Source organism: Bradyrhizobium sp. CCBAU 45384 (assembly GCF_028128665.1).
GTDB classification, from domain to species: Bacteria; Pseudomonadota; Alphaproteobacteria; order Rhizobiales; family Xanthobacteraceae; genus Bradyrhizobium; species Bradyrhizobium manausense.
In genome coordinates, this window is the sequence record NZ_LBIZ01000100.1 from 79,783 (window position 1) to 99,384 (window position 19,602).

The following is a 19,602-nucleotide window of genomic DNA, read 5'->3' on the forward strand; positions in this document are numbered from 1 at the left end:
GTGGCGCTTGAGTGACGGGGCAGGGGCGCGCCGCCTCATGTTGAGTCGTGATCTGGGGACAAGTCTGGCTGTCGCGACGAAAATGTCGGACGACGCATCCGGAACCGGCCAATGCCGTCGTGCTTGGTGTAAAACAACGCATGCGAGGGCGTTGATGATGTGGAGTCGGAGATGACGCAGCCTGCAAAGGTCACAGAACCCTCCATGGAGGAGATTCTGGCCTCGATCCGGCGCATCATTGCCGATGACGAGGCGAAGCCGCCGCCCGCAGAGGCTGCAAAGCCTGCACCTGCGCCTGCAGCAAAGCCGATGGCTGACATTCCTCCATCCAAGATCGCTCCTGCAAAGCCTGCTGCCGAAAAGCCGGCGCCGCCGCCGGCTGCCAAGCCCGCGCCACCTCCGCCGCCTGCGCCCGCCGCTGATGCCGGGCCCAACAGCCAGGACGATATCGACGCACTGCTGGCAGGGCTCGACGAGGCCACGGAGGCGCCCGAAGTGCGGGCTCCTGAACCCGAGCCCGAACCGGAGCCCGAGCCCGACGTGCTCGAGCTGACCGACGAGATGGCGATGGATCCCGCGCCGACACCGGCGCCGCCGCCGCCAAGCTTCCGCAAGGTCGAGCCGCGCGACGATCTCGAATTCGCCGAGGCGCCGCCGCCGCGTCCGGCGCCTCCGCCGTCCTACGCGCCGGTCGATTATGACGCGCCGCCGCTGCCGCCGCAGCAGCCGATTCTGGCCCAGTCGACCGTCTCGGCGGTCGAATCCGCCTTCAACTCGCTGGCCCACACGGTGCTCAGCAGCAATGCGCGGACGCTGGAGGACCTGGTCAAGGAGATGCTGCGTCCGATGCTGAAATCCTGGCTCGACGACAATCTGCCGGGCCTGGTCGAACGCATCGTCAAGGCTGAAATCGAGCGGGTCTCGCGCGGCGGCCGCTGAGGGCCAAGCCAGGCTCATCCAAGCCAAGCTCTTCCAAACCAAGCTCTTCCAAGCCAAGCCCTGATTAAGCCCCGCTTGAGCGCTATATCAGGGCTTCCGAACGGGCCGGAAAGCCCTTTTGCCGCTGAGCTTTCCGTTGACTTGAGCCCCGCGCGCGGCTTTCTAGCAGCCCCATGATCGAGAAAAATTACCAGCCCGCCGATATCGAAGCCCGCATGTCTGTGGTGTGGGAGGACAGCCTTGCCTTCAAGGCCGGCCGTCCCGACCGCCGCGACGCGGTGCCCTTTACCATCGTGATCCCGCCGCCGAACGTGACGGGCTCGCTGCACATGGGCCACGCCCTCAACAACACGCTCCAGGACATTCTGTGCCGGTTCGAGCGCATGCGCGGTCGCGACGTGCTGTGGCAGCCCGGCACCGACCATGCCGGCATCGCCACCCAGATGGTGGTCGAGCGCCAGCTGATGGAGCGCCAGCAGCCCGGTCGCCGCGAGATGGGTCGCGAGAAGTTTCTGGAGCGGGTCTGGCAGTGGAAGGCCGAGAGCGGCGACACCATCATCAACCAGCTCAAGCGCCTCGGCGCCTCCTGCGACTGGTCGCGTGAGCGCTTCACCATGGACGAGGGTCTGTCCAAGGCCGTCATCAAGGTGTTCGTGGAGCTGCACCGCGAAGGCCTGATCTACAAGGACAAGCGGCTGGTGAACTGGGACACCAAGCTGCTCACGGCGATCTCCGATCTCGAAGTGCAGCAGATCGAGGTGAAGGGTCACCTCTGGTATCTGCGCTATCCGATCGAGGGCAAGACCTTCGACCCGGAGGATCGCTCGACCTTTATCGTGGTTGCCACGACGCGTCCCGAGACCATGCTCGGCGACACTGGCGTGGCCGTGCATCCCGAGGACCAGCGCTATCAGAAGCTGATCGGCAGGAACGTGGTCCTGCCGCTGGTCGGTCGCAAGATCAAGATCGTCGCCGACGAATATTCCGATCCGGAAAAGGGCTCGGGCGCCGTGAAGGTGACGCCGGCGCACGACTTCAACGATTTCGAGGTCGGCAATCGCCACGGCCTGCGCCGCATCAGCGTGCTGGACAAGGAAGGCTGTCTCGACCTCGTCGACAACGAGGATTATCTGAAGGGCCTGCCGGAAGGCGCCACGCAATTCGCCGAGGAGTTCAACAAGGTCGACCGCTTCGTGGCGCGCAAGCGCATCGTCGAGCGGCTGGAATCGTTCGGCTTTGTCGAACGCATCGAGCCTCACACCCACATGGTCCCGCACGGCGATCGGTCGGGCAGCGTGATCGAGCCTTATCTCACCGACCAGTGGTATGTCGACGCCAAGACGCTGGCAAAACCCGCAATCGCGGCGGTGCGGTCGGGCGAGACGACCTTCGTGCCGAAGAACTGGGAAAAGACCTATTACGAGTGGATGGAGAACATCCAGCCCTGGTGCATCTCGCGCCAGCTCTGGTGGGGCCATCAGATCCCGGCCTGGTACGGCCCCGACGGCAAGGTGTTCGTCGCGGAGACCGAGGAGGAGGCGGTCAGCCACGCGCTCGGCTATTACGTCGAGCAGGAGGTGATCACGGCCGAGCAGGGCCGCGAGATGGCGCTCGACCGCAACAAGCGCGAGGGCTTCATCACGCGCGATGAGGACGTGCTCGATACCTGGTTCTCCTCGGCGCTGTGGCCGTTCTCGACGCTCGGCTGGCCCGAGGACGCGCCCGAAGTTCAGCGCTACTACCCGACCAACGCGCTGGTGACCGGCTTCGACATCATCTTCTTCTGGGTGGCCCGGATGATGATGATGGGCCTTCACTTCATGAAGGAGATCCCGTTCTCGACGATCTACATCCACGCGCTCGTCCGCGACGAGAAGGGCGCCAAGATGTCGAAGTCGAAGGGCAATGTCATCGATCCGCTCAACCTGATCGACGAATATGGCGCCGATGCGCTGCGCTTCACGCTGGCTGCGATGGCCGCGCAGGGGCGCGACATCAAGCTCGCCACCAGCCGCGTGGAGGGCTATCGCAATTTCGCGACCAAGCTCTGGAACGCCTCGCGCTTCGCCGAGATGAACCATTGCGCCGTGCCCGAAGGGTTCGAGCCGGCCAAGGCCAAGGAAACGCTGAATCGCTGGATCGCGCATGAGACCGCGCACACCACACGCGAGGTGACCGAGGCCATTGAAGCCTATCGCTTCAACGACGCCGCAGGCAGCATCTACCGCTTCGTCTGGAACGTCTATTGCGACTGGTATGTCGAGCTCGCAAAACCCGTGCTGCTCGGTCCCGATAGCCCGGCCAAGAATGAGACCCGCGCCATGGTCGCCTGGGCGCGCGACGAGATTCTGAAGCTGCTGCACCCCTTCATGCCCTTCATCACCGAAGAACTGTGGGAGGTGACGGCCAAGCGCGACGGCCTGCTGGCGCTGGCGGAGTGGCCGCTGAAGCCAGCCGCTCCCTCGCCGGAGCAATTGGCGATTCTGGCAGCGGCGGCAGGTCCCACCGATCCGCTGATCTCGCCGGCATTCGTGATGCCGATCTTCGACCATGCCGACTTCACCGATCCCAAGGCGGAAGCGGAGATCGGCTGGGTGATCGACCTGATCACGCAGATCCGCTCGGTCCGCGCCGAGATGAACATCGCACCGGCGACGCTCACTGCCCTGGTGCTCGCGGGCGCCTCGGCCGAGACCAGGGATCGCGCGCCGCGCTGGACCGACGTCATCAAGCGTATGGCGCGGCTGTCTGACATCTCCTTCGCCGATCGCGCGCCTGACGGCGCGGTTCAGTTGCTGGTGCGCGGCGAAGTGGCGGCGCTGCCGCTGAAGGGCGTGGTCGATTTCGCCGCCGAACGGACCCGTCTCGACAAGGAAATCGGCAAGGCGGACGCCGACATCAAGCGTGCCGAGTCCAAGCTCGCCAACGAAAAATTCGTTGCCAACGCGGCCGAGGAGGTCGTCGAGGAAGAGCGCGAAAAGCGCGAGGCGGCGCTGGCCCGCAAGGCCAAGCTGCTCGAGGCGCTGGAGCGGCTGAAGCAGGCGTCGTGAACCCGGTAACGTCATTCCGGGGCGGCTCGGAGAGCCGAACCCGGAATCTCGAGATTCCCCGGTGCGCAATCGTGCACCTGAGGTCTGGTCCTTCGGACCATCCCGGAATGACAGTTACTTCGGGAACGGCTTGCTGAGGAATTTCGAGCCCCTGACACCATAGCGCCAGGGCAGATCGACAGCTTTGGTGATGCCGATCCGGATGCCGGTTGCGACCTCGACATCCTCCGTCCGTGCATGCAGCGCGATCGGCGGCCGGTCCAGGGGCAGGGCGTTGTGCGCGATGGTGATGCCGAGGGCCTCGGTCAGTTTGCCTGGGCCCGAGCACAGCGCGTGCACCTCCTGGAGATGGCGGCGGCGACGCATCGCAGCCAAACCATGCGTCGGCTCCAGCGCGCGGATCAGCACGGCGGAAGCCGAGCCTTCCGCCTCGCAGACGAAGTTGACGCACCAGTGGATGCCGTAGGAGCGGTAGACATAGGCAAAGCCGGGCGGACCGAACATGATCTGGTTCCGCGGGGTCGGGCCATTGTAGGAATGTGCCGCCGGCTCGGTATGATGATAGGCCTCGACCTCGACGATGATCCCGCCGACGCCGTCGACCAGCATGGTCGCCCCGATCAGGTCGGACGCGACCTCGCGGACGTCGCGGTCGAAAAAGCTGCGCTTCAGGGCCTTGCCGAGCCGGGGTGTGGAAGACTTCGAGACTGGAGCCATTCGAGGTGAGAATCGCCTGAGAACTGAGCAGGATATTGCCCATATCTGCCATGTTCCCTGAAGCGGCGCGAGCCGGGTTGCGGCAAGCAGCCAGACCGACTAGGTAGGACCTGAACAGACCGGACAGATCATGGTCGTTATTGTCGATACCATCACGAACCCGCTGCGCCCGCGCCACCCCGAGAAGGTGAATCGTCCTGATTCCGCTTCGCCGCCGAAGCCGGACTGGATCCGCGTGCGCGCGCCCAACACCCGCGGCTATGCCGACACCCGCAATATCGTGCGCGCCAACGGCCTGCACACGGTGTGCGAGGAGGCGGGCTGCCCGAACATCGGCGAGTGCTGGGACAAGAAGCACGCGACCTTCATGATCATGGGTGACACCTGCACCCGGGCCTGCGCCTTCTGCAATGTCAAGACCGGCCTGCCCAACGCGCTGGATGCGGCCGAGCCGCAGAACGTCGCCGAGGCTGTCGCCAAGCTGGGTCTCGCTCACGTGGTCATCACCTCCGTCGACCGCGACGATCTCGCCGACGGCGGCGCCGAGCACTTTGCCCAGACCATCCGCGCAATCCGCGCTGCCTGTCCCTCGACGACGATCGAGATCCTGACGCCGGACTTCCTGCGCAAGGAGGGGGCGCTCGAAGTCGTCGTGGCCGCGCGGCCCGACGTCTTCAACCACAATCTCGAGACCGTGCCGTCGCGCTATCTCACGGTGCGGCCGGGTGCGCGCTATTTCCACTCGATCCGGCTGCTGCAGCGGGTCAAGGAGCTCGATCCCGCCATCTTCACCAAGTCCGGCATCATGGTCGGCCTCGGCGAGGAGCGCCACGAGGTGCAGCAGGTGATGGACGATCTGCGCTCGGCCGACGTCGATTTCCTGACCATCGGGCAATATCTCCAGCCGACCCGCAAGCATCACGCCGTGATGCGCTACGTGCCGCCCGACGAGTTCAGCTCTTACGAAAAGGTTGCCTATACCAAGGGCTTCCTGATGGTGTCGGCGAGCCCGCTGACCCGCTCGTCGCATCACGCCGGCGAGGACTTTGCGAGACTGAAGGCCGCGCGGGCTGCGACCGCGCGCTGAACCGATATGCCCCGATTTTCGAGCAAGCGCCGTGTCAATCACAGCGCATCCGAGATGTTTGATCTGGTCGCCGACGTCGAGCGTTACCCGGAATTCGTGCCCCTGTGCAGCGCACTGAAGATCCGCCAGCGCATGGCCAAGCCTGACGGCACCGAGGTGCTGGTCGCCGACATGACGGTGTCGTTCAAGCTGGTCAAGGAATCCTTCACCAGCCGCGTGACGCTCGACCGCGCCAATCTGAAAATCCTGGTCGAATATCTGCAAGGCCCGTTCAGTAATCTCGAAAACCGCTGGACCTTCGAGCCGAAGGGCCAGCAGAACGGCAATGAATTCTGCGACGTCGGCTTCTTCCTCGCCTATGAATTCAAGAGTCGCATGCTGGCAATGCTGATGGGCTCGATGTTTGACGCCGCGTTTGCGCGGTTTTCAACCGCATTCGAAAAAAGGGCGGATGCGATCTATGGCCGGCCGAAGCTGGCGTCGTCGTAGTTTGCTTGTAGCCCGGATGGAGCGCAGCGCAATCCGGGATTCCCTCCGCGAACATAAAAGTCCCGGATTGCGCTGCGCTTCATCCGGTCTGCGGGACTTGCTATCCCCTCGGTGATCGTGGCGGCCTGCGCTTTGCCGCATGCCGGCGCGGCGTGCGCGTCACGCGGGGACGCAGGCGGCTCGCGGCGGCGCGTTGCGGCTTGGCCGCGACTTGCGGGCCACGGGCGAGCTCCATCAGCATGCGCAGCGCTTCGACCACCGAACGCTGGCGCACCGCGGTGCGGCCGATCGCGCCGAAGCGCTGCTCGCGATGGATGATGCGGCCGTCGCGCGCGGCAGCGGCGAAATGCACGAGGCCGACCGGCTTGCCCGGCGTGGCGCCGCCGGGACCCGCGATGCCGGTGATCGCAACGGCAAGATCGACGTCCGCCCGTTCAAGCGCACCGACTGCCATTGCGGTCGCGGTCTCCTTGCTGACCGCGCCGAAATTGGCAAGCGTGCTGGCCTCGACGCCCAGCATCGCGCGCTTGGCGTCGTTGGAATAGGTGACGAAGCCGCGGTCAATGACGTCGGACGAGCCGGGGATGTCGGTGAGTGCGCCGGCGACGAGGCCGCCGGTACAGGACTCGGCGGTCGCGATCGTCAGCTTGCGCATCCGGCACAAATCGAGCAGCGAGCGGGAGAGGGCGCGTGCGTCGCTGCCTCCCATGATCCTACGCGCTCCAGGGCAGGCGGACGGTGGCGCTCGCGGTGGCCGCGATGCCTTCCTCGCGGCCGGTGAAGCCGAGCCGCTCGCTGGTGGTTGCCTTCACCGCGACGCGGGAGATGTCGACGCCTGAGATCTCGGCGATGCGCGCGCGCATGACGTCACGCAGCGGGCCGATCTTCGGTCGCTCGCAGATCATGGTGACCTCGAGATTGGCGATACGGCCGCCGCGCGCGGTGACGCGCTCGATGGCGTATTTCAGGAACTGGTCGGAGGAGGCGCCCTTCCACTTCGCATCGCTCGGCGGGAAGTGCGAACCAATGTCGCCGTCGGCGAGCGCGCCGAGAATCGCATCGACCAGGGCATGCAGGCCGACGTCACCGTCGGAATGAGCCAGAAAGCCTTTCGTGTGCGGCACGCGCACGCCGCAGAGCATGACATGGTCGCCTTCGCCGAAGGCGTGCACGTCGTAGCCGGTGCCGGTCCTGATATCACCGAGCAGGCTGGCCAGGCGCGCTTCCTCGCGCACGAAATCCTCGGGTGTGGTCAGCTTCATATTGGCAACATCGCCTTCAAAGGTCGCAACCGTCAATCCCGCCCATTCGGCGATCGCGGCATCATCGGTGAAATCAGATCGTCCGTCCTTGGCCGCGCGACGATGCGCCTCGAGGATGACATCGAAACGAAAGGATTGCGGCGTCTGGGCTACTCGCAAACGCGCGCGGTCCGGCGTGTCCTCGACATCGCCGTCAGCGCTCGTGACCTTGATGGTATCGGTGACGGGGACGACGGGGATGGCCGCGCCGGTGCGGCTGGCCGCCTCGATCGCGCGCGAGATCACGCCCGCCGAGACGAACGGACGCGCGGCGTCATGAATCAGGACGATGTCGGGCTGGTGCTGCGCCAGCGCTTCGAGACCCGCCAGCACCGAAGCCTGGCGCGTCGCGCCGCCATTGGCCGGTGCCTCGTGCTTGAGGCCTGCGACCGCCGCCGTGAACATGGCGCTGTCATCAGGGTTCACCACCGGCTGCACGGCTGATACTTCGGGATGGGTGCTGAACGCCTCCATGGCGCGGTAGATCACGGGCACGCCGCCGATCTCTTGATATTGCTTGGGGCCACCGGCGCCTGCGCGCAGGCCACGTCCGGCCGCGACGAGAACGACTGCGGTGCGCTGTGATTTCGCCATAGGACTCAAATATTCAACTGCTAAGGGAAGAGTCGGAGTGAGGTGATTGCCGGCATGCCTCTAGCACGGCAGGCCCGCAAAAAAAGGGGGTTTCCCGGGATTGTGGGATTCAGCATTTTGCTGCACTGCACTTGAAAGATCTGCAGAACTGTCTAAACTGTAGGCATGGCGCTTGACTGCACAAGAATTGTGCGCAAGATAGATCATGGCAGGCGCGATGAGGCGCTGCCCAGGCAACGAGACCCCCGTGACCGGCTCGGCAGTATCAGGCTCTAAGCCGTTGAAAATAGGCGATATTGAAATCGCCAGTCCGGTCTTCCTGGCACCGATGTCGGGAGTGACGGACTCACCCGTCCGCCGTCTGGCCGCTGAGCTGGGGGCCGGCCTGGTCGTCTCCGAAATGACGGCCAGTGACGAGCTCGCCAATGGTCACCGGATGTCGCGGTTGCGCTGCGAAGCGACCGGGGTTGGGCCCCATGTGGTCCAGCTCGCCGGCTGCGAGGCGCATTGGATGGCGGAGGGCGCCCGGATTGCCGAGGCCGAGGGCGCCGACATCATCGATATCAACATGGGCTGTCCGGCCCGTCACGTCACCGGCGGCCAATCAGGCTCGGCCCTGATGCGCGATCTCGATCACGCCGTCGGCCTGATCGAGGCGACGATATCAGCGGTGAAAGTGCCGGTGACGCTGAAGATGCGGCTCGGCTGGGACGATCGCACCCGCAACGCGCCGGAGCTAGCGCGGCGCGCGGAGGCCGCCGGCGTCAGGCTCGTCACCGTTCACGGCCGCACCCGTTGCCAGTTCTACAAGGGCGAGGCCGATTGGGATGCGATCCGCGCCGTGCGCGAGGCCATCTCGATTCCGCTCGTCGTCAATGGCGACATCACCTCTTACGACAAGGCCCTCGCGGCGCTCGAGGCCTCCGGCGCCGATGCCGTGATGATCGGTCGCGGCGCCAACGGCCAGCCCTGGCTGCCCGGCGAAATCGGGCGACGGCTGAAGGGTGGGGCGGCTGAAGCCACGCCCTCGCTCGCGACGCAGCTGCACTATGTCCGCACGCTTTATGAGGGCGTCTGCGCACTCTATGGCCTGCGGGTCGGGCTCAAGCATGCGCGCAAACATCTTGGCTGGGCGCTCGATGTCGCGGCCGACGCCAGCGGTGCGCCAGCCCCGACGCTGAAGGCCTGGCGCCAGAAGATCTTGACCTCCGAGGATCCGGGCCTGGTCCACCGATCGCTACAGGATGCCTTCGACGATTTTGCATGGAGCGCTGCTGCATGAGCTCAGCCGCGGACCATCGCAAACCCGCCGACAGCGAGGCGATCCTCGATGCCTTGCCCAATCCCGTGCTGTTGATCGGGCCGGACGGCAAGATCGTCGCCGCCAATATTGCGACCGAAGCCTTCTTCGATATCTCGACGCAGTTCCTGAAGCGGCAGTCGCTGAAAGAGCTGGTGCCGTTCGGCAGCCCCTTGCTGGCGCTGATCGACCAGGTGCGGTCGTCGAACTCGCCGGTCAACGAATACAAGGTCGATCTGGGCACGCCGCGCATGGGCGGCGATCGCCAGGTCGATCTGCATGTCGCCCCGCTCACCGAGCGGCCCGGCCATATCGTCGTGATGCTCCAGGAGCGCTCCATCGCCGACAAGATGGACCGCCAGCTCACCCACCGCAGCGCTGCGCGCTCGGTGATAGCGCTAGCAGCGATGCTCGCGCATGAAATCAAGAATCCGCTCTCCGGCATCCGCGGCGCGGCGCAGCTCCTGGAGCAGCAGGCATCCTCCGAAGACCGCATGTTGACCCGCCTGATCTGCGACGAGGCCGACCGCATTGTCACGCTGGTCGATCGCATGGAAGTGTTCGGCGACGAGCGCCCCGTGGTGCGCGGTCCCGTCAACATCCACTCCGTGCTCGATCACGTGAAGCGGCTGGCGCAGTCGGGCTTTGCCCGCAACATCCGCCTCATCGAGGACTATGATCCTTCGCTCCCCCCGGTGCTGGCCAACCAGGACCAGCTGATTCAGGTGTTCCTCAATCTGGTGAAGAATGCCGCGGAAGCCTTGATCGACGTCCCCGACGCCGAGATTCAGCTTACCACCGCGTTCCGCCCCGGCGTGCGCCTGTCAGTTCCCGGTCAAAAATCCCGGGTATCCCTGCCGCTCGAATTCTGCGTGCGGGACAATGGACCAGGCGTGCCGGACGATCTTCTGCCCAATTTGTTCGACCCGTTCGTGACCACCAAGCAGACCGGCTCTGGCCTCGGTCTTGCTCTGGTCGCCAAGATCGTCGGCGATCACGGCGGCATCATCGAATGCGAGTCTCAGCCGCGCAAGACCACCTTCCGCGTGCTGATGCCGATGTACTCGACATCGGTCAAACACACAGATCACAGCAGTCGCGACGGCTCTGCCGGGAAGTCGTCGTCTGCATCACAGGGGGCAAAATGAGGATTAACAATGCCCGCAGGTAGCATTCTCGTCGCTGATGACGACACCGCCATCCGCACGGTTCTCAACCAGGCACTTTCCCGGGCCGGGTATGAAGTCAGGCTGACCGGCAACGCCGCGACGCTATGGCGCTGGGTCAGCCAGGGGGAGGGCGATCTCGTCATCACCGACGTGGTGATGCCGGACGAAAACGCCTTCGACCTGTTGCCGCGGATCAAGAAGATGCGGCCGAATTTGCCGGTCATCGTCATGAGCGCGCAAAACACCTTCATGACGGCGATCCGTGCCTCCGAGCGCGGTGCCTATGAATATCTGCCAAAGCCCTTCGACCTGAAGGAGCTGATCGCGATCGTCGGCCGCGCGCTGGCCGAGCCGAAGGAACGCGTCTCGTCGCCGGACGATGACGCAGAGATGGAGGCGATCCCGCTGGTCGGCCGCTCGCCGGCGATGCAGGAAATCTACCGCGTGCTCGCGCGTCTGATGCAGACCGACCTCACCGTGATGATCACGGGCGAGTCCGGCACCGGCAAGGAGCTGGTGGCGCGCGCATTGCACGATTACGGCAAGCGCCGCAACGGCCCGTTCGTCGCGGTCAACATGGCGGCGATCCCGCGCGACCTCATCGAATCCGAGCTGTTCGGCCATGAGCGCGGCGCCTTCACCGGTGCCAACACGCGTGCGTCCGGCCGCTTCGAGCAGGCCGAAGGCGGCACGCTGTTCCTCGACGAGATCGGCGACATGCCGATGGAGGCACAGACCCGCCTGCTGCGCGTGCTGCAGCAGGGCGAATACACCACGGTGGGCGGCCGCACCCCGATCAAGACCGACGTGCGCATCGTTGCGGCCTCCAACAAGGATCTGCGCGTCTTGATCCAGCAGGGCCTGTTCCGCGAGGACCTGTTCTTCCGCCTCAACGTCGTGCCGCTGCGGCTGCCGCCCTTGCGCGAGCGCATCGAGGATCTTCCGGATCTCGTGCGTCACTTCTTCGCGCTGGCCGAGAAGGACGGCTTGCCGCCGAAGAAGCTCGATGCGCTGGCGCTGGAGCGGATGAAGCAGCACCGCTGGCCCGGTAACGTGCGCGAGCTGGAGAACCTCGCCCGTCGCCTCGCCGCGCTCTACCCGCAGGACGTGATCACCGCCTCCGTCATCGACGGCGAGCTGGCGCCGCCTTCGGTCAGTCCGGGGGCCGCGGTCCAGCAAGGTGTCGACAATCTTGGCGGCGCGGTGGAAGCCTATCTCTCATCGCACTTCCAGGGCTTCCCGAACGGCGTGCCGCCGCCCGGCCTCTATCACCGCATCCTCAAGGAGATCGAGGTACCGCTGCTCACGGCCGCGCTCGCCGCGACCCGCGGCAACCAGATCCGCGCCGCCGATCTGCTCGGCCTCAACCGCAACACGCTGCGGAAGAAGATCCGGGATCTCGATATCCAGGTGTACAGGAGCGGGGGCTAGTCCCAGCGACAAACGCCGAGCGCATATGCGCAGGAGTGGCTCAGCTCCCCTACCACAGCGGAGCTGAGCCTGTCCGGATCGCGCTGGCTGTTCGTGGCAGGCGCGGAGGACAGAAGTCCTGATAGGGCTGATATGTTCCGCTAGAACATTCGAATTGTCGTCATGCCGTCGCAGCACGCCACCTCGCGCCTATCTGAGCAGGCGCGCTGCGACTGGCTGGATATTGGCCATCTCCACGGTCGGGTCCTGCCTGCTTGGCCCGTTGACCAGGAGGTCAGAGGCCACGATCAGCAGCAACACCGCCGAAACCATCGTTGCGAGGAAGAATCTGTCCATTCCGGTTAAGCCGGAAAGGCTGCAATCCGTTCCCGCCGTCGACCTCGGTCTTCTTGCCTCTTCTTCACAGGGTTCCGCGTAGCGGCGGCGCGCGCAAGTCGCCCACCGTTGACCTATGTCAACGTGAGCCGTGGCGGCTCGCCTTGAATGACCTCGCACCCACGACGAGGTCGAACATGGCAATGGAACATTTGAAGCTGCCTGATGGTCCCATGTCAGGGCTGGTCGCCTCGGCCGTGGAATATCTGGTCGATGCCGGCCAGCGCAGCGTGCTGTTCCTGGACATCATGCGCCAGCGCGGCGACCAATATCGCGAGCATGTCGCGCAGACCGCACCGCATGTGCTGCAATATGCTGCCGAATTAATCACCGACGGTCGCACGCTGGATGAGCCCGTCAATTACGCGCTGGTGCGCATCATCCCGCCCAAGGACGTCACGATCGACATGACCCGGCGACCATTCGTCGTGGTCGATCCGCGCGCAGGCCATGGCCCCGGCATCGGCGGCTTCAAGGCGGACAGCGAGATCGGCGTCGCGATGAAGGCCGGGCATCCCTGTTATTTCATCGGGTTCCTGCCCGAACCCATGCCGGGCCAGACGATCGAGCGCATCGCGCGGGCGGAAGCGAAGTTTCTTGAAACTGTCATCAACCGTCACCCCGAGGCCGACGGCAAGCCATGCGTCATCGGCAATTGTCAGGCCGGCTGGGCGGTCATGATCCTGGCATCGCTGCGGCCGGAACTGTTCGGTCCGCTGATCATTGCCGGCGCGCCGCTCGCGTATTGGGCAGGCGTCCACGGCAAATATCCGATGCGCTATTCGGGTGGCCTGTTGGGCGGAAGCTGGCTCACCGCGCTCGCCAGCGATCTCGGCGCCGGCAAGTTCGACGGCGCCTGGCTGGTGCAGAATTTCGAGAACCAGAACCCCTCGAACACGCTCTGGACCAAGCAATACAACGTCTATTCCAAGGTCGACACCGAGGCCGAGCGCTATCTCGATTTCGAGCGCTGGTGGGGGGGCCACGTCAACCTCAATGCGGAAGAGATCCAGTTCATCGTCGACGAGCTCTTCATCGGCAACAATCTCGCGGCCGGCCGCATCGAGATGTCCGATGGCCAGAAGGTCGATCTGCGCAACATCCGTTCGCCGATCGTGGTGTTCTGCTCCAAGGGCGACAATGTCACCCCGCCGCAGCAGGCGCTGGACTGGATTCTCGACTGTTATGCCGATGTCGACGAGATCAGGGCCTATGGCCAGACCATCGTCTACACCGTTCACGACAGCATCGGCCATCTCGGCATCTTCGTGTCCGGCGGCGTCGCCAAGAAGGAGCACGCCGAGTTCTCCAGCAATATCGACCTGATCGACGTGCTGCCCCCCGGGCTTTACGAGGCGACGTTCGAGGCGAGGGGCGACGAGACGCTCAATGCCGATCTTGCGGCCGGGCAATGGGTGATGCGCTGCGAGGCACGAACGCTCGACGACATCAGGGCGATGGGCGGCAATTCCCCCGAGGACGAGCGGCGGTTCGCGGCCGCCAAGCGCATCTCCGAGCTCAATCTGGCGGCCTATCAGAAATTCGTGCAGCCCTGGGTCAAGAAGATGGTGACGCCGCAGGTGGCGGATTGGGCGCGCAACATGCATCCGTTGCGGATGCAGTACGAGGCGTTCAGCAGCCAGAATCCCTGGATGTCCACGGTGAAAGCGGCCGCCGATCGTGTCGAGGAGAAGCGCCGGCCGGTGTCGAAGGACAATCCGTTCCTGGCCTTCCAGGAGCAGATCTCGAAGCAGATCGTGCACGCGCTCGATAGCTGGCGCGACACCCAGGAGGCGCTCAGCGAGACCATCTTCCTCAACGTCTATGGCTCACCTGCGCTGCAGGCCGCGGTCGGCATCGATCCCAATTCCGTGCCGTCGCGCCGCCGCGAGATGTCGGACGAGCATCGCGCCATGCTCGAAAAGCGCATTGCGGAATTGAAGGCGAAGATCGGCGAGGGTGGTCTCCGTGAAGCCTCCATCCGCGCGCTGCTCTATGTCGGCTCCGCGCGCGGCATGGTGGACGAGCGCAGCATCGAGGCGCTCCGTCAGGTCAGGCGCGACCATGCCGGCCCCCGGATGACGCTGTCCGAATTCAAGATGCTGGTGCGCGAGCAGTTCTTCATGCTGCTGCTGGACCGGGAGGGCGCGTTGGCGGCCATCCCAAGCCTGTTGCCCGCCGATATGAACCAGCGGCGCGCGGCCTTCGCGGCGATGCGCGAGGTGTTGTCGGCGAGCGAGGAGATCACGGGCGAGCGCGCCAATCGCTTGAGCCGTGTTGCCGGGCTGTTTGGCCTCGACGGGGAGGGCGAGACAATGTCGAACGTCGCCCCTTTCGACTCGCAGGCCCGGGCGTCGTAGCGCGGATTGGCGGAAACGGGAGCGACATGATGTCGGCCAATACGATGCACAAGACCGGCAGCAAGTACGACCGGCTGATCGCGGCGGCGCAGGCGGTGCCGGCGACACCGACCATCGTCGTGCACCCCTGCGACGAGACCTCGCTCCGCGGTGCCGTCGACAGCGCCAGCGCGGGCATCATCCGGCCGATCCTGGTCGGGCCCGAAAAGAAGATCAGGGACACGGCCGCAAAATTCGACCTCGACGTGTCCGGATTCGAGATCGTCGACGCCGCGCACAGCGAGGATGCGGCGGCCAAGGGTGTCGAGCTGATCCATGCCGCCAGGGGCGAGCTGCTGATGAAGGGCAGCCTGCATACGGACGAACTGATGCGCGCCGTCACGGCGAAGACGGGCGGCCTGCGCACCGACAGGCGCATCAGCCATGTCTTCGTCATGGACGTGCCTGCCTACGCCGAGACGATTTTCGTGACCGATGCCGCGATCAACATCTTCCCCGATCTCGATGCCAAGCGCGACATCATCCAGAACGCGATCGATCTCTACAACCAGGCCGGCTTCGGCAAGACGCCGCGGGTTGCAATCCTGTCGGCAGTCGAAACGGTCACCTCGAAGATCCCGTCCACGATCGAGGCCGCGGCGCTCTGCAAGATGGCCGATCGTGGCCAGATCACCGACGGCATGCTCGACGGCCCGCTGGCATTCGACAACGCCATCGACCCGGAGGCCGCGCGGATCAAGGGCATCGTCTCCGAGGTCGCGGGACGAGCCCAGATCCTGATGGTTCCGGACCTCGAAGCCGGCAACATGCTGGCCAAGAACCTCGCTTATTTCGCCAAGGCCGATGGCGCCGGCATCGTGCTGGGCGCACGGGTGCCGGTCGTACTGACCTCGCGCGCGGACTCGCCGCGCGCGCGCATGGCGTCCTGCGCGGTCGCAGCGCTTTACGCATCAGCCCGGCGCCAGCACGCGCCGACAGTCGCCGCGTGACCGCCATGGACACCATCCTCGTCGTCAATGCCGGCTCCTCAAGCGTCAAGTTTCAGGTCTACTCGATCGAAGGCGAGGCCAGGCTGCGCCGGCAGATCAAGGGGCAGATGGACGGCATCGGCAGCCGGCCACGCCTGCGCGCCGGCGACGCCGGCGGGCAGTCCCTGGCCGATCGCGCCTATCCGATCGAGGCCGTGCCCGACGTTCCCTCGGCAATGGCCGTTGCCGGAGACTGGCTGCGCAACGAGCTCCAGGTCACGCCCATCGCGGTCGGTCACCGCGTCGTGCATGGCGGCCCGGACTATTCAAAGCCGGTCCTGATCGACCATGGCGTCGTGTCCCGTCTCGAACGATTTGTTTCTCTGGCGCCGCTGCACCAGCCGCACAATCTCGCACCGATCCGCTCATTGCTGGCGAATTTTCCGGAGCTGCCGCAGGTGGCATGCTTCGACACCGCCTTTCACCGCAACCATGATGCCGTCGCAGATCACTATGCCATTCCGCATCAGCTTCACGCCGAGGGCGTCAGGCGCTACGGATTCCACGGCCTGTCCTACGAGTACATCGCCCGAACGCTGCCGAATGTCGCGCCCGCGATCGCCAAGCAGCGCGTGATCGTCGCCCATCTCGGCAGCGGCGCCTCGATGTGCGCGCTCAAGGAGGGCCGCAGCGTCGAGAGCACCATGGGCTTCACGGCGCTGGACGGCCTGCCGATGGGAACGCGACCCGGACAGATCGATCCCGGCGTGCTGATTTATCTGATCTCCGAGAAGGGCATGCCGCCAGCGAAAGTGCAGGACTTCCTCTACCGCGAATGTGGCCTGAAGGGCCTTTCCGGCATCAGCAACGACATGCGCGAGCTGGAGGCCAGCAACGATCCGCAAGCAAGGCTCGCGATCGACTATTTCGTCTACCGCATCGCCCTCAACACCGGAATGCTTGCTGCGGCGCTGCAAGGGCTTGATGCCTTCGTGTTCACCGCCGGTATCGGCGAGAACTCCGCATCGATCCGCGCGCGCGTTGCTGCCAGGCTCGAATGGCTCGGCGCGGTGCTCGATGCAGGCGAGAATGCCCGCCATGCGCGCCTCATCTCCCATGCCGACAGCCGCATTCCCGTCTATGTCGTTCCGACCGACGAGGAGCTGATGATCGCCCAGCACACGCTGTCGCTGCTGATGAACGGCCAATCGCACAACACAAGATCTGAGAGGGTGTCATGATCCCCGTATTTCCGGACAGCAAGGTGGCGCTCAAGGGGAAGAAGGGGCTGATCGTCGGCATCGCCAACGACCAGTCGATCGCCTGGGGATGCGCGCGAGCGTTCCGCGCGCTCGGTGCGGATCTCGCCGTGACTTATTTGAACGACCGCGCCAAGAAGCATGTCGAGCCGCTGGCCCAGGCGCTGGAGGCGCCGATCTTCATGCCGATGGACGTGATGGTCGAGGGCCAGACCGAGGCGGTATTCGAGCGCATCGCGACCGAGTGGGGCCAGCTCGATTTCCTGCTCCATTCCATCGCCTTCTCGCCCAAGGAGGCGCTGCATGGCCGCGTCGTCGACGTCGGTCGCGACGGCTTCCTCAAGACCATGGACGTCTCGTGCTGGTCGTTCATGCGGATGGCCCATCTCGCCGAACCCTTGATGAAGAACGGCGGCACGCTGTTCACCATGACCTATTACGGCAGCCAGATGGTGGTGGAGAATTACAACGTGATGGGCGTCGCCAAAGCCGCGCTCGAAGCCTCCGTCCGCTACATCGCGGCCGAGCTGGGTCCGAAGGGCATCCGCGTCCACGCAATCTCGCCGGGACCGCTGGCGACCCGTGCTGCCTCCGGCATTCCTGAATTCGACGAGCTGATGGACAAGGCGCAGTCAAAGGCGCCATCGCGCAGCCTCGTCAGCATCGACGATGTCGGCAATGCCACCGCTTTCCTCGCGCTCGACGGCGCCAAGCTGATCACCGGCGGGGTGCTCTATATCGATGGTGGCTATCACATCATCGATTGAACGCGCTCAACGATAATGCAAGGCGATGAGCTCAGCGACGCAGGCGGGCCTCTTGCCGCCCTCGATCTCAATGACGAGGTGATAGTTGACGCGCAGGCCGTCCGGCGGCACGTCCTCGGCTTCCGCAACGGTGACGCGGCCGCGCAGCTTTGAGCCGGCCGGAACCGGTGCCAGATAACGGATGCGATCGGCGCCGTAATTCAGCGTGTTGCGCAAGCCTTTCAGGCCGATCACGGAGCGGATGAAGAGGGGCGCGAGCGCCAGCGAGAGCAGGCCGTGGGCGATGGTCTTGCCGCCAGGCATTTCCTTAGCCGCGCGTTCCTGATCGACATGGATCCACTGCTCGTCGCAGGTCGCCGCCGCGAACTGGTTGATGCGATCCTGCGACACCTCGACCCAGTCGCTGACACCGATCTCGGTCCCGATGGCGGATTTGATGTCGTCGAAATCGCTGAATATCCGCATGGCCTGGCCTCGTCAGATCTTCATCTCCGGCACGGTTTCAGGGATCGCCAGCTCGGCTTCGGTCACCGCCAGGACCTCACCGACGGTGACGCCGGGCGCGGTTTCCAGCAGAGTGGCCTTGCCGCCGGGAAAGCCGATCACCGCCATGTCGGTGACGACCAGATCCACGGGCCGCGCCGAGGTCAGCGGCAGCGTGCATTTGGCGACGATCTTGGACTTGCCCTTGGCCGCATGCTGCATGGCGACGACGACGCGCTTGGCACCCGTCACGAGATCCATCGCGCCGCCCATGCCGGGCACCATCTTGCCCGGGATCATCCAGTTGGCGAGATGGCCGGAGCTATCTACCTGGAGGCCTCCGAGCACGGTCACGTCGACATGGCCGCCGCGGATCAGCCCGAACGACATCGCGCTGTCGAAGGTGGCCGCGCCCGGCAGCGCACTGATCGGACGGCCGCCGGCATCGGTGAGCGTCGGGTGCTCCATGCCTTGCTCCGGAATTGGGCCGGTGCCGATCAACCCGTTCTCTGATTGGAAGAAGACTTTGAGATCGGATGGGACGTAGTTTGCGACCAGGGTCGGGATTCCGATGCCGAGATTGACGAGATTGCCGCTTCTCAGCTCCTTGGCGACGCGCCGGGCGATGATGATCTGCGGGTCCATGTGTCACCCGTTGGTGATGAGGTAGTCGACGAGCGGTGCCGGGGTCACGACGTGATCGGGTGCGATGACGCCGACGGGCACGATGTTCTCCGCGGTGACGATGACCGTGTCGGCAGCCATCGCCATGACGGGATTGAAATTGCGCGACGTCAGCGCGTAGGCGAGGTTGCCGAGATAGTCGGCGAGGAATGCATGCACCAGCGCGAACTGCGCTCGCAGCGCGGTCTCCAGCAGGAATGGCTTACCGTGGACCTCGATCTCACGCTTGCCTTCAGCAACCAACGTGCCGACCCCCGTGGGGGTCAGAACCCCGCCGAGACCGCATCCGCCTGCGCGAATGCGCTCGACGAAGGTACCCTGCGGGACGAGATCGACGGCAATCTGGTTCGCCAGCATCTGTTGCTGCGCCTTGGGATTGAGGCCGATATGGGTGGCGGTCAAGCGAGCGACCAGCGCCGCATCGAACAGCTTGCCGACACCCTTTCCCGGGGTGGCCGCATCATTGCAAATCAGGGTCAGCCCGGTCTTCTTCTGCCGCACGAGTTCGTCGAGCAGGCGTTCCGGCGTTCCAACGCCCATGAATCCTCCGACCATGAGGCTTGCACCGGCGGGGATCATCGCAACTGCTTCTTCGATGGAAACGGCCTTCATCGATGGAACTCCGATCG

18 protein-coding genes are annotated in these 19,602 nt (G+C 64.9%); 11 read left to right on the forward strand and 7 right to left on the reverse strand.

Going from position 1 to position 19,602, the window contains the following annotated elements:
* The first annotated feature begins 171 nt into the window (after nucleotides 1-171).
* Entirely contained in the window at nucleotides 172-939 is a 768-nt protein-coding gene (locus tag XH80_RS12070; protein ID WP_271598782.1) for a PopZ family protein, read from the forward strand.
* Nucleotides 940-1,112: 173 nt separating this feature from the next.
* Nucleotides 1,113-3,989 (forward strand): valine--tRNA ligase, encoded by a 2,877-nt coding sequence (locus tag XH80_RS12075; RefSeq protein WP_271598783.1) that lies wholly within the window; start codon nucleotides 1,113-1,115, stop codon nucleotides 3,987-3,989.
* A 114-nt stretch (nucleotides 3,990-4,103) separates the two neighbouring features.
* Here XH80_RS12075 and XH80_RS12080 read toward each other — a convergent pair whose 3' ends face one another.
* Entirely contained in the window at nucleotides 4,104-4,706 is a 603-nt protein-coding gene (locus XH80_RS12080; RefSeq protein WP_057754944.1) for a DNA-3-methyladenine glycosylase, read from the reverse strand.
* A gap of 130 nt (nucleotides 4,707-4,836) precedes the next feature.
* On the opposite strand from XH80_RS12080, the gene lipA reads away from it, so the two are divergent.
* Together lipA and XH80_RS12090 are read left to right on the forward strand one after the other, a co-directional pair.
* Nucleotides 4,837-5,793, forward strand: coding sequence for a lipoyl synthase (gene lipA / locus XH80_RS12085; RefSeq protein WP_220006839.1), 957 nt, complete (start codon nucleotides 4,837-4,839; stop codon nucleotides 5,791-5,793).
* A gap of 6 nt (nucleotides 5,794-5,799) precedes the next feature.
* The gene (locus tag XH80_RS12090; protein ID WP_271598784.1) at nucleotides 5,800-6,282 is read left to right on the forward strand and encodes a type II toxin-antitoxin system RatA family toxin; all 483 of its coding nucleotides are present in this window, start codon (nucleotides 5,800-5,802) and stop codon (nucleotides 6,280-6,282) included.
* Nucleotides 6,283-6,382: 100 nt separating this feature from the next.
* Here XH80_RS12090 and XH80_RS12095 read toward each other — a convergent pair whose 3' ends face one another.
* Nucleotides 6,383-6,991, reverse strand: coding sequence for a CinA family protein (locus XH80_RS12095; protein ID WP_271598785.1), 609 nt, complete (start codon nucleotides 6,989-6,991; stop codon nucleotides 6,383-6,385).
* Between the two features lie 4 nt (nucleotides 6,992-6,995).
* Nucleotides 6,996-8,177, reverse strand: a complete 1,182-nt coding sequence (locus XH80_RS12100) for a bifunctional 2-C-methyl-D-erythritol 4-phosphate cytidylyltransferase/2-C-methyl-D-erythritol 2,4-cyclodiphosphate synthase (protein WP_271598786.1) — start codon at nucleotides 8,175-8,177, stop codon at nucleotides 6,996-6,998.
* Nucleotides 8,178-8,457: 280 nt separating this feature from the next.
* Here XH80_RS12100 and dusB point away from each other — a divergent pair, with 280 nt between their 5' ends.
* The 3 genes from dusB to ntrC are packed head-to-tail and all read left to right on the forward strand — an operon-like array spanning nucleotide 8,458 to nucleotide 12,077.
* Nucleotides 8,458-9,459 (forward strand): tRNA dihydrouridine synthase DusB, encoded by a 1,002-nt coding sequence (gene dusB / locus XH80_RS12105; RefSeq protein ID WP_271598834.1) that lies wholly within the window; start codon nucleotides 8,458-8,460, stop codon nucleotides 9,457-9,459.
* Nucleotides 9,456-10,625, forward strand: a complete 1,170-nt coding sequence (locus XH80_RS12110) for a two-component system sensor histidine kinase NtrB (protein ID WP_220006843.1) — start codon at nucleotides 9,456-9,458, stop codon at nucleotides 10,623-10,625. The genes dusB and XH80_RS12110 overlap by 4 nt, the downstream gene beginning before the upstream one ends.
* Nucleotides 10,626-10,634: 9 nt before the next feature.
* Nucleotides 10,635-12,077: a nitrogen regulation protein NR(I) gene (gene ntrC, locus XH80_RS12115; RefSeq protein ID WP_271598787.1), complete on the forward strand. Its 1,443-nt coding sequence runs from the start codon at nucleotides 10,635-10,637 to the stop codon at nucleotides 12,075-12,077.
* A 189-nt stretch (nucleotides 12,078-12,266) separates the two neighbouring features.
* Here ntrC and XH80_RS12120 read toward each other — a convergent pair whose 3' ends face one another.
* Nucleotides 12,267-12,413, reverse strand: a complete 147-nt coding sequence (locus tag XH80_RS12120) for a hypothetical protein (protein ID WP_271598788.1) — start codon at nucleotides 12,411-12,413, stop codon at nucleotides 12,267-12,269.
* Nucleotides 12,414-12,589: 176 nt separating this feature from the next.
* Between XH80_RS12120 and XH80_RS12125 the strand changes: the two genes are divergently transcribed.
* The 4 genes from XH80_RS12125 to fabI are packed head-to-tail and all read left to right on the forward strand — an operon-like array spanning nucleotide 12,590 to nucleotide 17,806.
* Entirely contained in the window at nucleotides 12,590-14,812 is a 2,223-nt protein-coding gene (locus tag XH80_RS12125) for a DUF3141 domain-containing protein (protein ID WP_271598789.1), read from the forward strand.
* 26 nt (nucleotides 14,813-14,838) lie between these two features.
* Nucleotides 14,839-15,801, forward strand: coding sequence for a phosphate acetyltransferase (locus tag XH80_RS12130; RefSeq protein ID WP_442868570.1), 963 nt, complete (start codon nucleotides 14,839-14,841; stop codon nucleotides 15,799-15,801).
* 5 nt (nucleotides 15,802-15,806) lie between these two features.
* Complete coding sequence (locus XH80_RS12135) at nucleotides 15,807-17,021, forward strand: acetate/propionate family kinase (RefSeq protein ID WP_271598791.1); 1,215 nt, start codon at nucleotides 15,807-15,809, stop codon at nucleotides 17,019-17,021.
* Entirely contained in the window at nucleotides 17,018-17,806 is a 789-nt protein-coding gene (gene fabI / locus XH80_RS12140; protein ID WP_271598792.1) for an enoyl-ACP reductase FabI, read from the forward strand. Before XH80_RS12135 ends, fabI begins: the two co-directional genes overlap by 4 nt.
* A gap of 6 nt (nucleotides 17,807-17,812) precedes the next feature.
* On the opposite strand, the gene XH80_RS12145 is transcribed toward fabI, so the two are convergent.
* From XH80_RS12145 to XH80_RS12155, 3 genes are read right to left on the reverse strand one after another with little or no spacing between them, the layout of a single operon-like run.
* On the reverse strand, nucleotides 17,813-18,271 hold the full coding sequence (locus tag XH80_RS12145) for a MaoC family dehydratase (protein WP_057754968.1): 459 nt from the start codon (nucleotides 18,269-18,271) through the stop codon (nucleotides 17,813-17,815).
* A 12-nt stretch (nucleotides 18,272-18,283) separates the two neighbouring features.
* A complete protein-coding gene (locus XH80_RS12150) occupies nucleotides 18,284-18,934 on the reverse strand; it encodes a 3-oxoacid CoA-transferase subunit B (RefSeq protein WP_271598793.1) in 651 nt (216 codons plus the stop codon).
* A 3-nt stretch (nucleotides 18,935-18,937) separates the two neighbouring features.
* Nucleotides 18,938-19,585: a CoA transferase subunit A gene (locus XH80_RS12155; RefSeq protein WP_220006516.1), complete on the reverse strand. Its 648-nt coding sequence runs from the start codon at nucleotides 19,583-19,585 to the stop codon at nucleotides 18,938-18,940.
* Between the last annotated feature and the right edge of the window lie 17 nt (nucleotides 19,586-19,602).

Coding starts and splice junctions, on each gene's coding strand:
- XH80_RS12070 (WP_271598782.1), top strand. CDS start 172: ATGACGCAGCCTGCAAAGGTCACAGAACCCTCCATGGAGGAGATTCTG.
- XH80_RS12075 (WP_271598783.1), top strand. CDS start 1,113: ATGATCGAGAAAAATTACCAGCCCGCCGATATCGAAGCCCGCATGTCT.
- XH80_RS12080 (WP_057754944.1), bottom strand. CDS start 4,706: ATGGCTCCAGTCTCGAAGTCTTCCACACCCCGGCTCGGCAAGGCCCTG.
- lipA (WP_220006839.1), top strand. CDS start 4,837: ATGGTCGTTATTGTCGATACCATCACGAACCCGCTGCGCCCGCGCCAC.
- XH80_RS12090 (WP_271598784.1), top strand. CDS start 5,800: ATGCCCCGATTTTCGAGCAAGCGCCGTGTCAATCACAGCGCATCCGAG.
- XH80_RS12095 (WP_271598785.1), bottom strand. CDS start 6,991: ATGGGAGGCAGCGACGCACGCGCCCTCTCCCGCTCGCTGCTCGATTTG.
- XH80_RS12100 (WP_271598786.1), bottom strand. CDS start 8,177: ATGGCGAAATCACAGCGCACCGCAGTCGTTCTCGTCGCGGCCGGACGT.
- XH80_RS12110 (WP_220006843.1), top strand. CDS start 9,456: ATGAGCTCAGCCGCGGACCATCGCAAACCCGCCGACAGCGAGGCGATC.
- ntrC (WP_271598787.1), top strand. CDS start 10,635: ATGCCCGCAGGTAGCATTCTCGTCGCTGATGACGACACCGCCATCCGC.
- XH80_RS12120 (WP_271598788.1), bottom strand. CDS start 12,413: ATGGACAGATTCTTCCTCGCAACGATGGTTTCGGCGGTGTTGCTGCTG.
- XH80_RS12125 (WP_271598789.1), top strand. CDS start 12,590: ATGGCAATGGAACATTTGAAGCTGCCTGATGGTCCCATGTCAGGGCTG.
- XH80_RS12130 (WP_442868570.1), top strand. CDS start 14,839: ATGATGTCGGCCAATACGATGCACAAGACCGGCAGCAAGTACGACCGG.
- XH80_RS12135 (WP_271598791.1), top strand. CDS start 15,807: ATGGACACCATCCTCGTCGTCAATGCCGGCTCCTCAAGCGTCAAGTTT.
- fabI (WP_271598792.1), top strand. CDS start 17,018: ATGATCCCCGTATTTCCGGACAGCAAGGTGGCGCTCAAGGGGAAGAAG.
- XH80_RS12145 (WP_057754968.1), bottom strand. CDS start 18,271: ATGCGGATATTCAGCGATTTCGACGACATCAAATCCGCCATCGGGACC.
- XH80_RS12150 (WP_271598793.1), bottom strand. CDS start 18,934: ATGGACCCGCAGATCATCATCGCCCGGCGCGTCGCCAAGGAGCTGAGA.
- XH80_RS12155 (WP_220006516.1), bottom strand. CDS start 19,585: ATGAAGGCCGTTTCCATCGAAGAAGCAGTTGCGATGATCCCCGCCGGT.